We start from the raw sequence: 16,440 nt of genomic DNA on the forward strand, positions 1-16,440 counted from the left end.
ATTTTGAGGTGGGGGTCTTACTGCCCATTAAAGTAGGATAAAAAATACCGGCATTCTCTTCACAAAGAATGCCGGTATTTTTCGTTTATAACAATGATTACCCATACAATATCGAATGAAATACGCCTAACAATAAATATTGATCCTCTATATAATTCTCATCATATATATTCATCTCAATATCATACATATCTTCCTCAAGACGAATATTCCAATCTGCGATTACATATCCGTTTCTTAATAACTTTCCAAGTCCAATTGGAGTTTTGTGAACAACATATTCCTCTCTCTTATATGTAAAGGTAAATAAGAAATTTGCATCTAATAACTTTCCGTCACATATAAGTATTTCATGCTCTGCATCATGATGATCGATGTATGTTAATAAAATCCTTCTTTGACGCTGCCTACTTACATCCTTTGCAACGACGCAAATATTGTCCTTACTATCCTTTATTTCATAAATGATATTACTACCGACTTTCGGAATAAAGTCTAGTACTTTCATCAACGTATTTTTATAATAGCCCCGTACTGCGCCTACTCTTTCGCTTTCATTGTAAACTTCTATTGACGTCGTATCCGCCTTACTATCACACAGTCGCTTGTAAGAAAGCTGCATCATGCGCTCTCCTCTTAAATACTGATCAAACGTTACAGGATATTCTATCGCGCGCAGTTCCTTATTTAGTTCATTCAAATAACGCCCAACGCTCTCTACTAATGCTGTAGTGGATATACGCTCTTGCAGTTCAAATTGCTGCCAACTGGAAGCAACTCTCCACTGATCTTCCTCTTCGTATAAGAATCCAAGAATTACTTCCTCACGATCACTCGTTTCATAATTCAACTGTTCGTTCTGCCCATGTTGCACTTGTTCCATCCACTGTCCTAAATAAATACCAAGCTCTGCAACCTTCATGCATGACTTCTGAAAAAGTACGCTGTCACCGACAAAAATCGTTACATCCCCTTCAATAAAGCCATTTGCATAAGCGACATACCGCGGTTCATCCTTCTGCGGAATACTCTTGTCTAACTCAAATAAAAACGTTAACATCTTTCACTCACCTCTAGTTATTACACCGATCATCGATATAAAGTGAAACTTTNNATTTTGAGGTGGGGTCTTACTGCCCATTAAAGCGGGATAAATTGAACGCAATTCAAATTATATCGACGATTTTTTCCAATATACCTATCATAACTCAAAATATATCAACACGTTTAAAATGAAGCTACCTTTTCTTTCGCCACTTCCGCAATTTCTAAAATTTGTAGCAGACTCTTCACTTCATAAGTCGGCTTAACATCCGCCCTATTTTCTTTCAAACTCGGATTATACCAACACGTATCAATGCCGTAATCTTCTCCGCCTCTCATATCAGAAGTAAGCGAATCTCCAACCATTAATACACTTGATTTATCTGTAATCCCAAACTTTTCAAACGCATAATCAAAAATCTCACGTGCTGGTTTTTGATGACCAACCTCTTCTGAAATGATAATATGATCAAAGAAATTACATAAAGGCGAATTTCCAATTCTCGATTGTTGCACCTTCGTATATCCATTCGTAATAATACCTAACTTGCAATCTTGTAGGTTCTCACATAATTGCACTGCACCTTCTATAAGATGTACTTCTTTCCCTAAGTTTTCAAGATATACATCGCTAAATTGCTGCGCATCTACTTTTATATTATGAAGGGCAAATAATTGTCTAAATCGATCTACCGCTAATTCACTTAGCGTAATCATTTTATTTTCTAAATCTCTCCATAATCCATTACTAATCTCTTTATAACTTGAAAGATAATCGCTATACCCTGTAGGCATTCCGAACTGTACAAACGCATTATGTAATGCGTGTTTTTCCGTTTCAGGGAAATCTAATAATGTATCGTCTACGTCGAATAATATAACTTTGTATTTCATGATGTTCTCCTCAACTCCTATATTCTCATAGCTTAATTATAACAACAATAAGAAAAGGAGGCTAACCCAATCAGCCTCCCTCCTCATTATTAATCCTCTAGCAATAACTCTTTCATTTCCTCTAACGACTCTTTCGTAAAGCCAAGTGCTTTTTCAGCATACGCTTCAACTGAACCGTATTGCTTTTTCAATTCATCAATCGCAGCTTGTAAATATTCAGCACGCGCTTCAAACATTGCACCTAATATTGCTCTACTTTCATCGTTTTGTAATTTTGCACCTAAAAAGGCCATCATTTTTTCATTTAACTTTTCACGGAAACCGTTACTTAGTAAGTAGTCTTCCATTACTGTTTTTTCTGGTACACCTAGTAAAAGTAATAATAATGCTGATCCAAATCCTGTACGGTCTTTTCCAGCTGTACAATGGTTTACTAACGGTAAGTTTTCTGGGTTTTGCGCTAAGTTTAAGAAGCTCACGAATGCTTCATTACCACTTACGAAATCTTGATTCATTTTCACAAGATACTCGCCTGGTTTCCCTAACATAGAAAGGTCACCAACTTGGAAAAACTCGTTTATATTTAAATCTTTCGCTAAGTCTTGCATAACTGGTAAGCACACTTGACGAGCGCCTGTAATTTCTGGGTTTGGCTTATGCTTTACCTCAAAGTCTGTACGATAGTCACAAATTAACTTTAAACCAGACTTTTGTAAATAGTCGATATCCCACTCTGTTAGTCCTGCTAATTCTTCAGAACGGTACAACTTGCCCCATTTTACTTTACGACCTTCAGTCGTTTCATATCCTCCCATATCACGGAAGTTAAACGCGCCTTGTAATGGCAATCTACGCTCAGCTACTGTCACTGCTTGTCCATTACTTCCTACTAGTCTAAAATATGGACGCTCATTTTCACTCGGGTTTACAAGTGTACATGATGATTCTCCATTTACCGTTGCAAGTAATCCTCCAGTTTCTTCAATATGATCTGGCGAAGTACTCCAGTAAATGTGAACTTTCTCTATATTATTTTCCCACTTTATTTGTAACGTATTATCTTCGTTTCTTTCTACAGTTGCTTGTAACCCATTTCTTTGCTGCTCCATTCTTTCACCAACGCTTTCTCATATAATCGAATCTTTCTTTATTGTATTATAGGAATATCTATTTTGTCGTTCTCATTTTTCTTTTTATCTTACAAAGAGGCAAAAAGTTCTTTTACTTGTTCATAAGTTGTACACGGATTCCCTCGAAAGACATATGCAATTTGTTCATCACCTAAATCTTTATATACAACTGTCCCGCAATCAGGGTGCGAATAAATAGTCCCCTCCCGCTATACGAGTTCGAGAATATAGACCATTCATCCTCCTAAAACCCCCTCACATATCGCTCAGTACAACTCAGCAGCTGACATCCATTCTTTTCAAAAACATCCTTCATCCACTCATTTTGCACATTTGTCTCGCCAATATAATAAGATGCACCTATTTCTTTTAAGACAAACATTGCTCCTGTAAAGAATGCTGCTTCGTATCCTTTATTTCGCATATTTGGAGCGACTGCGAAATACATGAGTTTTCCTTCTTCTAACGTTCCTCTTTCAATATGTGGGATTACAATTCCTATCAACTGTTCACCTACACTCGCGGTTAAACAATGTTCTTTCCATTGCTCACCAATTTCTTGTAGCATCATATTTATAAATTGATCATAAGTGACGTGCTCTTCCGTCATTTCGTTCCAAAGAGAATAAAATGTATCTTCTCCTACTTCTTCAATCAGCTTAAAATCAATTTCACTTCCTACATCTTCTACTTCATATATATCCTTAAACACAATCATGTTTTCAGTAACATATTCAAATGAATACGTTTCGAAACATTTTTTATACACATCGTAATTTGGACTTTTTGACGAAATCTCAAAGTGTAAGTTTTCTATTTCCTCTTTTTCAGCCTCAGCAACGCAGTATTGCACCATTTCCTTTAATTGCGCTTCTGTAAAAGGCTCTGCATTATTTTCTTTTATCACGATAGAAGAAGCATTTCTTCTTATTTTAAAATGTTTTTCTAACTGTTCTATAGTCATCATATACTTCCCTCATCTATGTCATACTCGAATTTCTATTTGTTCTCCTTGCATGAGCAGGATTGTCCTTGAATATATAGAATACTAGAAAACATCGCATCTTTAAAGTGCGGAGGAGGTTCTCCATTGGATATTACAACGTTACAACAACAGTTAGAGCTTATACAACAAAATGACTATACGCAACTGCAACATATAGATATAAATGAGTTAACACTCAACATGCTTCAGTATATCGGAACGACTGATAGTTACGTTCGTTACCAACTTATATATAAATGTTTTGCACATTTCATTCATCATGAATTCCTTATGGATGATCAACTAAAATTACTGTTGCAAACTTGTTTAAGTGATGAGTATTTATATTTTGACATTTACTCCCCACATACAGATGGGGTTTTCACACGTTCTTACACTGTTTCGTTAATTGCGTTAATACTCCAATTTGCTAACTCGCACTATTTTTTTACAGAGGAGGATATCGAAGAAATAAAAAACAAACTCATTACATACACAAACTTAGAAACGGATTTCCGAGGCTATATTGAAAATAAAGGATGGGCTCATTGTCTTGCACACGTATCTGATGCCTTTACTGAAATTGTTCACAATTCCTATACGACTTTTGAGTGGTATGAAGAATTAATTCATTGTTTATTAAATAAAATCTTCATTCCATCTGACCTTTTTCATAACAATGAAGATGAACGAATTGTTACGCCGTTACTATCGATGCTATATCATGACTTCCCGCAAGATGATTTAATTTCAATTATTCATAAAAAAATAAAAAGGCTTCCTCAAATTAGAAAACGCCTTTCGCTAAATGAATATTGTATTTTATGTGCCAACATTAAAACCTTTTTACGCACATTATTTTTCAGAACGAAAGATGACCATAACTTAGCCTTTACTGCACGTAAAACAGAAAGAATGTTAAAAGAACTTCCTAACTATTATTAACATATAAGGAGAACAAATATGGGTTATATTGAAGACATGAGAAATTTAGTAGGAAATCATCCACTTATTTTAATAGGTTCACACGCCATTATATTAAATGAGAAAAATGAAATATTACTGCAGCTACGTACAGATTTCAACCGCTGGGGCATTATTGGAGGCGCCTTAGAATATAACGAAACGTTAGAAGAAGCTTTAAAACGAGAAATATATGAAGAAACTGGACTTATTATTAAAAATCCAGAACTATTCCGTACATACTCAGGACCTGATTTCTTTCAAATCTATCCAAACGGCGATCAAGTACACGGTGTACTCGTTGTTTATATTTGCCGTGAATTCCATGGTGAGCTTGTATGCGACCAAACGGAATCGAAAGAACTGCACTTTTTTCCACTTGATGAGTTACCTAGTAATCTTCCTTCTGTTATTGAGAGGATTGTTACCGACTTTCAGAATTCGAATTGAATTATTAATATAGTCAAGATGGAATTCATCTTGACTATATTTTATTTATTATCCTTATTTAACTCTTGAACAATATCCCTGTTTCCTATTCTATTAGCAAAAGGGATAAAAATAATAAGGACTATTCCGAACATCCCCACTATTACCGTTACGATAAGTTTGAAATCAAAATATAAAGGTGTACGATCTATTATACTTACCACATAGGTTAATAATATCCCTATCAAAGCCCCTAGTATAATTCCAATAAGTACATATAAATGAACTTGCGTCAAAATAACTTGTACAATCCCTTTTTTCTTAACTGTTATTGCTCGTAAAATAGCAAACTCTTTTCTTTTAGATTGAATATTATTTATAAGTGTATTACATACCCCTAATGTTACACTAAACAAAATTACTACAATAACAACAATGAAGATGGACCACCTTTGCTGAAACATTAAATTAGATTGCTTTAACGATTGAGTATAACTACTTATTTTTAATTGTGGATATTGGCCTTTCAATTTCTTTAATTGCTCCAACGTCTCTCTCTCATTATTTGAACTAATAAATGCACGATCAAAAACTGTATAATCTTGTTTATATGTTACATTACTCCAATCCATGAGCACGGAAGGCGAATTCGGTAGCTCATTAACAATTAATCCGATTTCTACCTTACTAGTCGGTCTAACCTTTTGTTCCTGTTCTGAAAATAGCCCCAATTGAACAATATCACCTACATGAAGTTTATGCTGCTCTGCTAACTCTTCTGTAATAATTATACTATTTTCCAAATTCGCAGGTACTTCTGGCAGTAATCCTTGCTTTTCCATTTCTTTTAAATCACCTAAATTATAGTCAAAAGTAATATATTTTTCACCTTGCTTTAATTCTGCCAGTGAGTTCGTACTAATCGTACTAGCTCCTTTTACACTACTTATTTCTTTACATATATTTTGTATATGAGGTGAGGTAATTGTTGAATCATTATTCAAACGATTTTCTACAACAATATGTGTTGGAAATTCTCGTTTTAAATATCTTTCATTATTTTTTTGCATCGTTTTAAATATAGTGGATCCGAAGACAACTATCACCATCATTGTACTTATCATTAAGATAACAAATGTATTTTTCCTTACTTGCGGAATTACATTTTTAATAGCAACAAATGTGTTCCTTCCAAATACTTTTTTCATTAAAGGTAGACATGCTAGTAATATCGAAGAAAGATAAATCGGAAATAAAATATATACTCCTAAAACGAGAAATATAGCTCCTATTAATATCACTATTGCCTGCGTATCTCCCGCATTTGCTACAAAGCCACCAAAAACAGTTAAAAATATACTACTAATTAAAAGGAATTTCCCCATCATACTGCGTGTTTTTTTATTAGAAAAGTCGGATTCTTCATTTTCGCGCATAAGCTTTACTGGCAATATTTTCGAACTTCTGTATGAAGGGTATAACATAAACAATTCAATAAAAAAGATACTACAAATCATTGTTACAATTGCTATTTTATAGTCGAAACTCATTGATTTAATTTGAAAAGCAAATATATGCTCTAGCCAACTTTGTAAAAAACGGTTACTGATTACAGCTAGTAACAAACCAAATATTCCACCAAAAAAATTAATTACACTACATTGAATAAATATAACTTTAAACATTTGTTTCGTTGTTGCTCCCATTGATCGCATAATAGCAAATTGACTTTTATATTTATATAAAAACACTTCAAAATTAGACATCAATAATAACGCAGTAATAATAAGTATTAATGCAGATAAAACGATTGTAAAAATATGTAATGATGCTAAATTACTTTTTAAAAACTCATCTTCCTCCGCAATATCGATTCTTAATTCTTTGTCTATTTTATGAATTTGACTAGACAACGCTAGTACATCTGCATTCTCTTTTGCTTTTATCAACACATAAGTAGCCTCATTATATTTACCCATTTTTTCATATACGTGCTGTTTCACCGCACCTTCCGATAAAATGAGTATATCTGGAGCTGAACCTCCAGCTTCTATATCAGGTAACACTTCTTTTACTACATAGGATTTATTTTCTATTTCAATCTTTTCCTCAACTTTTACTTGTAAAGTTTCTGCTAATCCATCATTTAATGTTACTTCCTCATTTGATAGATTTTTAGAAAAGTGATATCGACTTTTAGATAACGAATCATTTTGAACACCTACTGTATAAATAGCTGTATTCAATTTATTCACTTGTAAATGATTTACTAATACTTTTGACATGTATTCAACATTGTCTTGTTCCTTAATATTTTGTAGTAAAGATTTATCCATCAACTTATTTTGATCAGGGTTATATCCAACAGATAAATCCATATCTCCATATAAATTTTTAACTTCATTTATAACAGACTGTTTTGCATGACTCGAAAATACAATCATCGTAACAATTAGAGAAACAGCCAACATAACGCTAACTATAGAGGAAGTAGCAGTAAATTTATTCGTCTTAAAAAAGCGTAAGCTTAATCCTCGTACTGATTTTATCATTTTGATTTCTCCATTAATTTTTTAAATTTATCTAAAATAACATTTATATCATTTACTCCATGAGAACATGTATAATCATCAACAACTTCTCCATTATGAAAGAAGAGAACCCGATCTGCATACGTAGCAATGTGAGGATCATGAGTAACAAGAATCATACTTTGATTAAATTTTTGTTTCATATCGACTAGTACCCGTAAAATATCATTAGATGTATTGAAATCTAAATTTCCAGTAGGTTCATCTGCAAGAACAATTGGAGGAGATGTTATTAATGCCCTACCAATTGCAACACGTTGTTGTTGTCCCCCAGAAAGCTGAACTGGTCGATGATTTCTCCAATTTACTAAACCAAGAACATCTAATATTTTATTTGTTTTTTCTCGTATCTTCTCTTCTGAATCAGCTGATAATATGAGGGGTAATGCAATATTTTCTTCTACAGATAAATCCTTTAATAAATGGAATGATTGAAAAATAAATCCTATGTTATCCCGCCTGTACTCCGTTGCATATGGTTCAACAAACATATTTGTAGGAACTTCACCATTTACATAGATAACCCCCTCATCAGGCTTATCTAGAGCACCAAGTATGTTAAGTAATGTACTCTTTCCAGATCCACTCGTTCCCATTATGGCAAGGAGTTCTCCTTTATTTAACTTCAAAGTTACATTTTGTAACGCCCTAACATTTGTATCTACACTCTCATATGTTTTACTTAAATCTTGAACTGCTAACACAACTTCACTCATCATGATTCACCTCAACATTATTAAGTTTTATTCCCTCCATCAAATTAACCTGAATTAAAATTTTTTCTTTTAAATTACTAGGTGGTACAATTTCTGTTCCTATTTGGAATAACAACACTTTTAACTCGAGAGTTGTAATCATTTCTATCCCTCCTCACTCTATATTGGTAACAAATTGAAATTCCGTTCGGTTTTTTTGTAAAAAAATAAGGGAACGCTTAACGTCCCCCTTCAAATCCAATCCGTTTTTTAATTTCTGCTAAATTTACCTTCGCAATAGTACGCGCCCTCTCAGCACCTTTTTCTAACGCTTCGTATAATAAATTCGGCTCATTCATATACATCTCATATTTCTCACTCATAAAAAACTGAATTTTCTTTTTGTTAAGTTTTAATAATAGTAATTACTAATTTATTCCGAACGATATATAATCAATATATATAGAATCGATTTGCACTACAAAAACGAGGTGATGTTATGGGTTGGTTTACTAAAAAGAATGATGGAAAGATTGATACGTTTAATAACGATGATAAGGTGCAAGATGATACTTTAGGGGTAATTATACATTTCACACCTGTCGCTATATATGTATACACTTGTGATGAGTACATAGAAACGTTTGAAGGTACGCTCACTTTTGAGAATGAGAACGGAAACCAAGTAGAAATCGGGGGTACTTTCATTTCTCTTGAAGTTGATGCTAATTTCCGAATAGGCGATTTAATATTTGCTTACAAACTAAAGGAAAGCAATCTACCCATTATTGAATTAAAAGCCTACGCATAAGGTAAATTTGTTTACTATAATAAAACTATGAATGAAAAAGAGCTAAAACAGTATTACCTGTTTTAGCTCTTTTTTCACGTATTCAACTTAACAAATCTATACCCATGCGTTACTAACACTTTTAATATCGCATATCCTGGAATTGCTAAAATAATCCCCATAATACCAAATAAGTTTCCGGCAGTTAAAATAATAAAAATGATAGTAATCGGATGAATATCTAACTTTTTCCCCATAACTTGCGGAGAAATAAACTTACCTTCTGCTAATTGTACAACCATCATAACGATAATTACTTTTAACACCATTGCTGGTGAGTCAATAAACGCAATAATTAAAGCTGGTGTAATTGCGATGATTGGCCCTACATACGGAACGATATTTACAATCATCGCTAAAATAGCAAGGAGTACCGCATATTTAATACCGATAATAAGATAACCAATTAATAGCATAATTCCAATAAACAAACTAACGATAATTTGCCCTCTAATATATGAGCTAATCGCATAATGCATATCATCTAGTATTCTCATCGCTGCTGGCTGTCTTTGTTCTGAAATAAACTTTAAAAAGTGATTCGGTAACTGCTCACCATCTTTTAAAAGGTAGAACAATATAAATGGAACCATTACAAATGTTAAAACGACCTCTGTAATAGTGCTTAAAAATCCAGTTACATTTCCAGTTACTGATGATAACGACTTCGTAAAATCAACTGTGTAGTCTTTTACCATACTCGCTACATCGATATTTAAATTCTCCTGAATTTTTCCTAGTAAATTACTTTCTCCAAATCTACGTGCTGCTCTCTCAATTTCATGACCGAAATACGGTAAGTTATCTATTAATGCATCAATTTGATCTTTAATAATAGGAATAACCGTCAAGACTAAAAATACAAACAAGCCTATTACTATTAAATATATAGAAGCTATCGATACAATTCTTGATACACCTTTCTTTTCGAGAAGTGAAACGAATGGATGCAAAATATAAAATAGTACACCCGCTAATAATACGGGGAAGAAAATTGTCTTTAAAAAGACGATAAACGGTGTAAAAACAAATGATATTTTTGTTAGTAATAAAATATTAATGAACAATAGTGCAAACCCAAGTAGCACTGCTAAATAATTGTGTTCTCTAAAAAACTTTTTCAACTTATCTCTTTTTCTTATATTTAATTTCTCCAACGAAACCACCTCTTCGAAAGATGAAAAGCCCTTATTCAGGGCTTTTCGTCATAATCTATATCTCTATTTCTTTGCAGCTTTCACTACAAATGATACAATAAGAATTAATACAATTGCACCTAATAATGCTGGCACAACATGAATCCCACCAAATGATAGCCCAAAAGATCCAAATAATCTACCACCTAACGAAGCACCTAATAAACCTGCGATAATATTTCCAAACATACCACCCGGAAAATTTTTACCCGTTATAGAACCTGCAATTGCACCTATAATAGCACCAACTATTAATGTGATAATCCATCCCATTTTTAGTCCTCCATTTCTATTATGGTGTATTTCTTTTTCATACTAAATCATTATGTAATTATTATATCCAAAAAAGAAAAATCTTGTCAAATCTATGAAAATAAAGTCTACAAGGAGGTCTTACCCTATGATTCAAAAATTAATAACAGCTTCTCACAATACCGCTACTTCTATTTTAAACATTCAAATACCCGCTTATGAAATTGAAGCAAAATATATAAATAGTACGGCTATCCCTCGTCTTTATGATACTGTAGCCGATATACAATCCTGTGATGAAATGTTTTACGGCTATTTTCATGAAGATACACTGGTCGGATTTATTTCTTTTAAAGTAGATGAAGAGGAAGTTGATATTCATCGTTTAGTAGTATCCCCTGATCATTTTCATAAAGGGATTGCAACAAAACTACTACTATATGTATTTGACATGTTCTCCCCTTCCCAAACATATATTGTACAAACAGGAAAAGAAAATACCCCTGCTCTGTCTTTATATAAAAAACATGGTTTTATTGAAGTACAAACTATCGTTTTGCCCGATGGTGTGGTTTTAACCACCCTTAAAAAATCAGAAAACAACAAATAGTTTGACTTATAAATTTATTTATGTTATCTTTTACTTTATAAAACCTTTTGCTGAGTCCAATTTTTGGAGCGGGGGAACCATTTTTGTAGCTATGCTACTTGGGGCGAATCTTATTTAAGTAGGGAAACTCTCACTTCCCGAGTCCGACAGCTAACCTCGTAAGCGTAATGGGAGAGGAAGGTGCTTTTTGCCTATGCTACACATTTTGCCTCCTTAATTATAAATATGGGATCGATACCAAATAGTCACCTATATTTATAGAAAAGGAGAAATGTAAAATGTTACGTTTATCTGATCACGCAATCAAAATGATGGAGCAAAGACTTCGACTCGAACAACACCGCACATATCAAGCAAATAAAGTTGTAGATAACTTACATCACAAATACTTCTTTCAACATATTTTCCAGCCGAAAAGATAAGTACTGACCTTTAACAAAATACAGCGTACACTGAAAAAAGTGTACGCTGTATTTTTCATTTTCTCGCCTTAATAATAAAAGTAGTTGGCACCATCCTAGCTTTATATAAAGAATAATATTTCGTAGACGGCGCAGCTAATTCTTCATCAAACGCGCTAGATGGTTCAGGCTCTTCAATTCTCTCAATTGTAAAACCTGCTCGATTTAACTCATTTATGTATGTACTTATTTTTCTCTTATATAATGTCGCTTGTACATTCTCACCTTTAAATGTTTCAAACGTAATAGGCGTTTCCTCATGGTAAGAAGACTTGAAAACAATTTCTTCTGTACCATACTGTAAATTTGAATATACTGGATGCTCCCAGCTAAAAATAAAACTTCCTCCTGGCTTTACATATGAATAAATTAGTTCTAACGTTTTCCCTAAATCCGAAGTCCAACCTAATGCATAAATCGAGTACACAATATCAAAATACCCTTTCGGAATATCCGATTCTTCTTCCATTGCTCCGCATACTAACTTTGGATTCCAACCCTTTAACGTTTCATTCGCTGTTTTAATTTGTTCACTGGAAAGATCAAGACCCCATAACTCTTCCGCCCCATGCTCTGCCATATATTGCAGCGAATGCCCAATTCCACACCCAATATCAAGAACCTTTTTATTTCTAATTGAATCGAACAAATGAATCTCATCTTCAGACGCTGTATACGGACCATATTTCGGCAAACAATCTACTTGAAAGAAATAAGGTGCAACTGTGTCCCAACACTTTTTATTTAAAGTTAACATTTGTGTATCCTTCATATTCTACATTCCCCCATCCCATTTTCTTCCCCTAATTTAAATTACACATTATAACCTGATCTTCCTTTTCTCTTCGCCCGGTAATTTTTCACTTTCGCAATCGTACCGCACGCTCTTCCTCCTTCTTCTCCAGCGTACATACCGCACCATCTTTTACTTCCATTTCGTGAATTGTCATAAAATACCCAGCGGCAATCTGGACATGCTTTTAACCTCCCCCACAAATGTTCTTGAACTGCCATTAAAACAATGCTTAATACTTTTGTATATATATTTTCTTCGCGCATTGGTTCATACGTAATACCTTTCATATCTTCCTTTACATGTACATGAAATGGATATTTCTCTAACCACTTTTGCAATGATCCTCCGCCTTCAATCGTCATCCGAATATCTTCTCGAAAACTTTTTAATTCCTCTATCGTATGAAACGGAAACTCTTCATGAAAATGTTTGTTCATAAATTGCTTTATATCATCTTCGGTCTGCAACAAATCAATTGCTTCTCTCGTATCATTTGGTATTTTCCATGTATTTAAAAATTCTCGAATATATTCTAGTTCATTTGGTGCATTTTGATTCAATTCCATCCACCTTCTTCTTAAAATTTACTTTTTTCTGACTTTATGTATAATTATAATATAAAATAGTTAACCATCAAATTATTTTACTGGTTACAACATTAGGAGGAGTTCTATGAAAAGTTTCTCACTACCGATACGTTTCATGCTTATTTCTTCATTTTTTATGTCTTTTGGGTATTTTGCGGTATACGCATTTTTAGCTATTTATCTATTAACCTTTCTTCATTTTTCTGCCGTCCAAGTAGGAACAGTGTTGACGGTTATGACAATCACATCACGAGTTGTCCCTTTATTCTCAGGATTAATCGCTGACAAAATAGGCTATATCATTATGATGATAGCCGGATTATCTTTAAGAGGAATTGGATTTATCGCTTTAGGAATATGCTCTGATTTCTATACCATTTCTATTTCTTCTGCACTTATCGGCTTTGGAACTGCATTTTATGAACCTGCTGCGCGCGCCATATTCGGCTCACAACCAGCTCATACAAGAAAAAATTTATTTACATATTTAAACCTTAGTTTTAATTGCGGTGCAATAATTGGACCAATTGCCGGAGGGTTCTTACTCTTACTCAATCCAATCTATGCTTTTTCTCTAACAGGATCTCTTATGCTGTTATTCGCTATTATCTTTTACTTACTTAAAAATCACTTCCAAGTCACTACTGATAATACGTCTATCACATTAGGTATACAGGCTATCTTGCAAAACAAGTCTTTTCTTCTGTTTTCATTTATCATGATTTTCTTCTATATTATGTTTACTCAGCTTACTGTCGCACTTCCACTTCATATGAAAAACATTAGTGATAGCAATCAGCTTGCTACACTCGTGATTACGATAAATGCAATAACAGGCGTCATATTTATGGTGTTATTTCGAAAACTATTTCACAAATACAACACGCTATCGATTATTAAATACGGTATTTTATTAATGGGGATTTCCTTTTTACTCATCCCTTTATTCCAGCACCCATATTGGTTATTTATTTGTGTAATTTTATTTACAATTGGTGAAACACTCGTATTACCTAACGCTGATATTGCTATTGCAAATTACAGTAACGAAACCTATACAGCTACTTACTTCGGATTTTATCAACTATCACTCGCATTTGGTTTTATCATCGGTAATTATACCGGTACATCTTTTACAGCCAACTTAAGCGGAATGTATACACCATGGCTTATTTTCGGTGGAATAGGACTTATTGGTTTTATTTCACTACATATTTTAAATATGAAAAAGGATTTCCTAAAGAAGATATATACCTACTGTAAAAATACTGATTCACGGCAATAAGTAAACTTTTCAATCCCCCTTAAATTGGATATACACCTACTTTCATTTACATATTATGGTATAATTAAAAAGAATGCTAACTAAACATTTACATAAAACACTAGCAGTCTAGTAATACCAAAATCAAAAATCACTTGAAATTGGGGGATGTTATGAAAAAGAAATTAATGGTTCTGCTATTTATCGCAATCATATTATCCGGATGTTCAACTATAGTAGAAAATTCTTTAGAAACCGGAAACGGCAGTATTGAATTATTAACACCGACGATTACATCAAAAGATAACCAATTAGAAATTAAGACCGAGGGCATTGATGAAAATAAAGTAACTTTTATTTATGTTGCCAATACAAAAGTATTCGAACAAAAAATAAAGAATGGTGAATCCTACAAGCTTGATATTACAGGTATCAAGGATGCTCATCGGACAGACTACAAACCACGAGTTCAACTTTTACAGAATGAAGATGATGATAACGATGGCGAAATGGTAACCTTTAAACAGGTTAGATATACAGTTAATAACAACTAATTTTATAGTCTTTTCATTATAAATGTAACGAATGAAAATATACTTTTAACAGAGAAGAAATGTAAGGGGTGTTAACATGAAAAAACGATGGATTTCTTGGTGGATTGGTAACATATTTTGGATTATCATTTTTGGAATATGGGCTGCTATTATTTGGCTACGCGACGTTGATGGTGCTGGTGTTATCCAAACACCCGAAATTAAATCCATATCACTTATCGTTATATTAATCGCGTTTATCATACCTGTATTTTTTCAAGTTATATGGCTAATCATTAATTTGAGGATGAGTAGAAAAAATAATTATACGATTTAGTTTTTCAATTAACAATAAAAAAAGAGAGGAATCTACATCAAAATAGATTCCTCTCTTTTACATATGGGATTATACTGCACTTTTAAAGCTGCACTACTCCCCTTTTTTACGATACATGTTCATCTTTCTTCTTCATTAACGCTCTCTTCTTCATCGCCTTCGTTAAATATCCACCTTTAAATGAACGGATTTCATAAGAAGACATAAACGCTTTCGGTGCAATTTCATTAATAATTTCTAACAGTTCTTTTTCTCTAGAACGCTTTGCAACGATATCTAAGCGATAACGTATAGAATTAATACCTTCGCCTTCAAATACTGTAACGCCAAATCCAGAGTGACGTAATTCATCTACTAATTCATTACAACGGTCTAGTAAACTAACTTGATACGTAATATAACCAATTGCTAATTTATTCTCTATATAACCGCCTAATAACAGTCCCGCACTAAAGCCAATGACATAGGCAACGATGTTCATCCAATTTGATAAATCTTGAAACACAATACCTAAACTGACAATGTAAATAGCTCCCTCTAACAATCCAACAGCAGCAGCGGATCTGGTTTGATTCTTTACAAGCAAAATCGTACGAATTGTTAAAATGGGAACGTAAATAATTTGAAGCACAAAAATAAGTAGCGCTTGTAACATTGGTATCCACCTCTTTCAAAAAGTCTTTTGTCATGATAACATACATAACCTTTAGAAATCGATGGGTTTTTAAATTTTTTTTTATTATTTTTCATACTATTGAAAAACACAAAAAAGAAGCGTATTATATTTGTCGTTAATTTGATTCCTTTTATCCCGCTTTAATGG

Annotated in this window: 20 protein-coding genes, 1 pseudogene and 1 riboswitch; of the genes and pseudogenes, 8 read left to right on the forward strand and 13 right to left on the reverse strand. The window is 33.3% G+C overall.

What is annotated here, in order from left to right:
* Positions 1 to 97: 97 nt before the first annotated feature.
* From COL05_RS13240 to COL05_RS13260, 4 genes are all read right to left on the reverse strand, one after another.
* The gene (locus tag COL05_RS13240) at positions 98 to 1,060 is read right to left on the reverse strand and encodes a tubby C-terminal domain-like protein (protein ID WP_098668943.1); all 963 of its coding nucleotides are present in this window, start codon (positions 1,058 to 1,060) and stop codon (positions 98 to 100) included.
* A gap of 167 nt (positions 1,061 to 1,227) precedes the next feature.
* The gene (locus COL05_RS13245) at positions 1,228 to 1,938 is read right to left on the reverse strand and encodes a YjjG family noncanonical pyrimidine nucleotidase (protein ID WP_098668944.1); all 711 of its coding nucleotides are present in this window, start codon (positions 1,936 to 1,938) and stop codon (positions 1,228 to 1,230) included.
* 89 nt (positions 1,939 to 2,027) lie between these two features.
* Entirely contained in the window at positions 2,028 to 3,047 is a 1,020-nt protein-coding gene (locus COL05_RS13250; RefSeq protein WP_098668945.1) for a tyrosine-protein phosphatase, read from the reverse strand.
* Positions 3,048 to 3,312: 265 nt separating this feature from the next.
* A complete protein-coding gene (locus tag COL05_RS13260; protein ID WP_098668946.1) occupies positions 3,313 to 4,035 on the reverse strand; it encodes a GNAT family N-acetyltransferase in 723 nt (240 codons plus the stop codon).
* A 123-nt stretch (positions 4,036 to 4,158) separates the two neighbouring features.
* Here COL05_RS13260 and COL05_RS13265 point away from each other — a divergent pair, with 123 nt between their 5' ends.
* Positions 4,159 to 4,998, forward strand: coding sequence for a DUF2785 domain-containing protein (locus COL05_RS13265; protein ID WP_098668947.1), 840 nt, complete (start codon positions 4,159 to 4,161; stop codon positions 4,996 to 4,998).
* Positions 4,999 to 5,016: 18 nt separating this feature from the next.
* Entirely contained in the window at positions 5,017 to 5,466 is a 450-nt protein-coding gene (locus COL05_RS13270) for an NUDIX hydrolase (RefSeq protein WP_098668948.1), read from the forward strand.
* Positions 5,467 to 5,507: 41 nt separating this feature from the next.
* Here COL05_RS13270 and COL05_RS13275 read toward each other — a convergent pair whose 3' ends face one another.
* From COL05_RS13275 to COL05_RS13290, 4 genes and pseudogenes are all read right to left on the reverse strand, one after another.
* The gene (locus COL05_RS13275; RefSeq protein ID WP_098668949.1) at positions 5,508 to 7,997 is read right to left on the reverse strand and encodes an FtsX-like permease family protein; all 2,490 of its coding nucleotides are present in this window, start codon (positions 7,995 to 7,997) and stop codon (positions 5,508 to 5,510) included.
* Positions 7,994 to 8,752 (reverse strand): ABC transporter ATP-binding protein, encoded by a 759-nt coding sequence (locus COL05_RS13280; RefSeq protein WP_142337472.1) that lies wholly within the window; start codon positions 8,750 to 8,752, stop codon positions 7,994 to 7,996. The genes COL05_RS13275 and COL05_RS13280 overlap by 4 nt, the downstream gene beginning before the upstream one ends.
* A complete protein-coding gene (locus tag COL05_RS31360) occupies positions 8,745 to 8,894 on the reverse strand; it encodes a hypothetical protein (RefSeq protein WP_098668951.1) in 150 nt (49 codons plus the stop codon). Before COL05_RS31360 ends, COL05_RS13280 begins: the two co-directional genes overlap by 8 nt.
* Positions 8,895 to 8,970: 76 nt before the next feature.
* Positions 8,971 to 9,108: pseudogene (locus COL05_RS13290) on the reverse strand (tryptophan--tRNA ligase); the annotation flags it as partial.
* A 122-nt stretch (positions 9,109 to 9,230) separates the two neighbouring features.
* Here COL05_RS13290 and COL05_RS13295 point away from each other — a divergent pair.
* Complete coding sequence (locus tag COL05_RS13295; protein WP_098668952.1) at positions 9,231 to 9,542, forward strand: hypothetical protein; 312 nt, start codon at positions 9,231 to 9,233, stop codon at positions 9,540 to 9,542.
* Positions 9,543 to 9,616: 74 nt separating this feature from the next.
* Here COL05_RS13295 and COL05_RS13300 read toward each other — a convergent pair whose 3' ends face one another.
* Together COL05_RS13300 and COL05_RS13305 are read right to left on the reverse strand one after the other, a co-directional pair.
* Entirely contained in the window at positions 9,617 to 10,738 is a 1,122-nt protein-coding gene (locus tag COL05_RS13300; protein WP_142337473.1) for an AI-2E family transporter, read from the reverse strand.
* A gap of 63 nt (positions 10,739 to 10,801) precedes the next feature.
* Positions 10,802 to 11,050, reverse strand: a complete 249-nt coding sequence (locus COL05_RS13305) for a GlsB/YeaQ/YmgE family stress response membrane protein (protein ID WP_098668954.1) — start codon at positions 11,048 to 11,050, stop codon at positions 10,802 to 10,804.
* A 127-nt stretch (positions 11,051 to 11,177) separates the two neighbouring features.
* On the opposite strand from COL05_RS13305, the gene COL05_RS13310 reads away from it, so the two are divergent.
* Entirely contained in the window at positions 11,178 to 11,639 is a 462-nt protein-coding gene (locus COL05_RS13310) for a GNAT family N-acetyltransferase (protein ID WP_098668955.1), read from the forward strand.
* Positions 11,640 to 11,677: 38 nt separating this feature from the next.
* Positions 11,678 to 11,820: riboswitch (cyclic di-AMP (ydaO/yuaA leader) on the forward strand.
* A gap of 97 nt (positions 11,821 to 11,917) precedes the next feature.
* On the forward strand, positions 11,918 to 12,061 hold the full coding sequence (locus tag COL05_RS31365) for a hypothetical protein (protein WP_000945246.1): 144 nt from the start codon (positions 11,918 to 11,920) through the stop codon (positions 12,059 to 12,061).
* Positions 12,062 to 12,116: 55 nt separating this feature from the next.
* On the opposite strand, the gene COL05_RS13320 is transcribed toward COL05_RS31365, so the two are convergent.
* Both COL05_RS13320 and COL05_RS13325 read right to left on the reverse strand, forming a co-directional pair.
* Positions 12,117 to 12,872, reverse strand: a complete 756-nt coding sequence (locus COL05_RS13320; protein ID WP_098668956.1) for a class I SAM-dependent methyltransferase — start codon at positions 12,870 to 12,872, stop codon at positions 12,117 to 12,119.
* A gap of 41 nt (positions 12,873 to 12,913) precedes the next feature.
* Positions 12,914 to 13,456 (reverse strand): CGNR zinc finger domain-containing protein, encoded by a 543-nt coding sequence (locus COL05_RS13325; protein WP_142337475.1) that lies wholly within the window; start codon positions 13,454 to 13,456, stop codon positions 12,914 to 12,916.
* A 112-nt stretch (positions 13,457 to 13,568) separates the two neighbouring features.
* Between COL05_RS13325 and COL05_RS13330 the strand changes: the two genes are divergently transcribed.
* From COL05_RS13330 to COL05_RS13340, 3 genes are all read left to right on the forward strand, one after another.
* Positions 13,569 to 14,768, forward strand: a complete 1,200-nt coding sequence (locus COL05_RS13330) for an MDR family MFS transporter (protein WP_098668958.1) — start codon at positions 13,569 to 13,571, stop codon at positions 14,766 to 14,768.
* Positions 14,769 to 14,920: 152 nt separating this feature from the next.
* Positions 14,921 to 15,301, forward strand: coding sequence for a hypothetical protein (locus COL05_RS13335; RefSeq protein WP_142337476.1), 381 nt, complete (start codon positions 14,921 to 14,923; stop codon positions 15,299 to 15,301).
* A 76-nt stretch (positions 15,302 to 15,377) separates the two neighbouring features.
* Positions 15,378 to 15,617: a DUF3923 family protein gene (locus COL05_RS13340; protein ID WP_098668960.1), complete on the forward strand. Its 240-nt coding sequence runs from the start codon at positions 15,378 to 15,380 to the stop codon at positions 15,615 to 15,617.
* Between the two features lie 106 nt (positions 15,618 to 15,723).
* On the opposite strand, the gene COL05_RS13345 is transcribed toward COL05_RS13340, so the two are convergent.
* On the reverse strand, positions 15,724 to 16,272 hold the full coding sequence (locus COL05_RS13345; protein ID WP_098668961.1) for a DUF2179 domain-containing protein: 549 nt from the start codon (positions 16,270 to 16,272) through the stop codon (positions 15,724 to 15,726).
* Between the last annotated feature and the right edge of the window lie 168 nt (positions 16,273 to 16,440).

Origin of the sequence: Bacillus sp. AFS059628 (assembly GCF_002571225.1) — a bacterium.
GTDB lineage: Bacteria > Bacillota > Bacilli > Bacillales > Bacillaceae_G > Bacillus_A.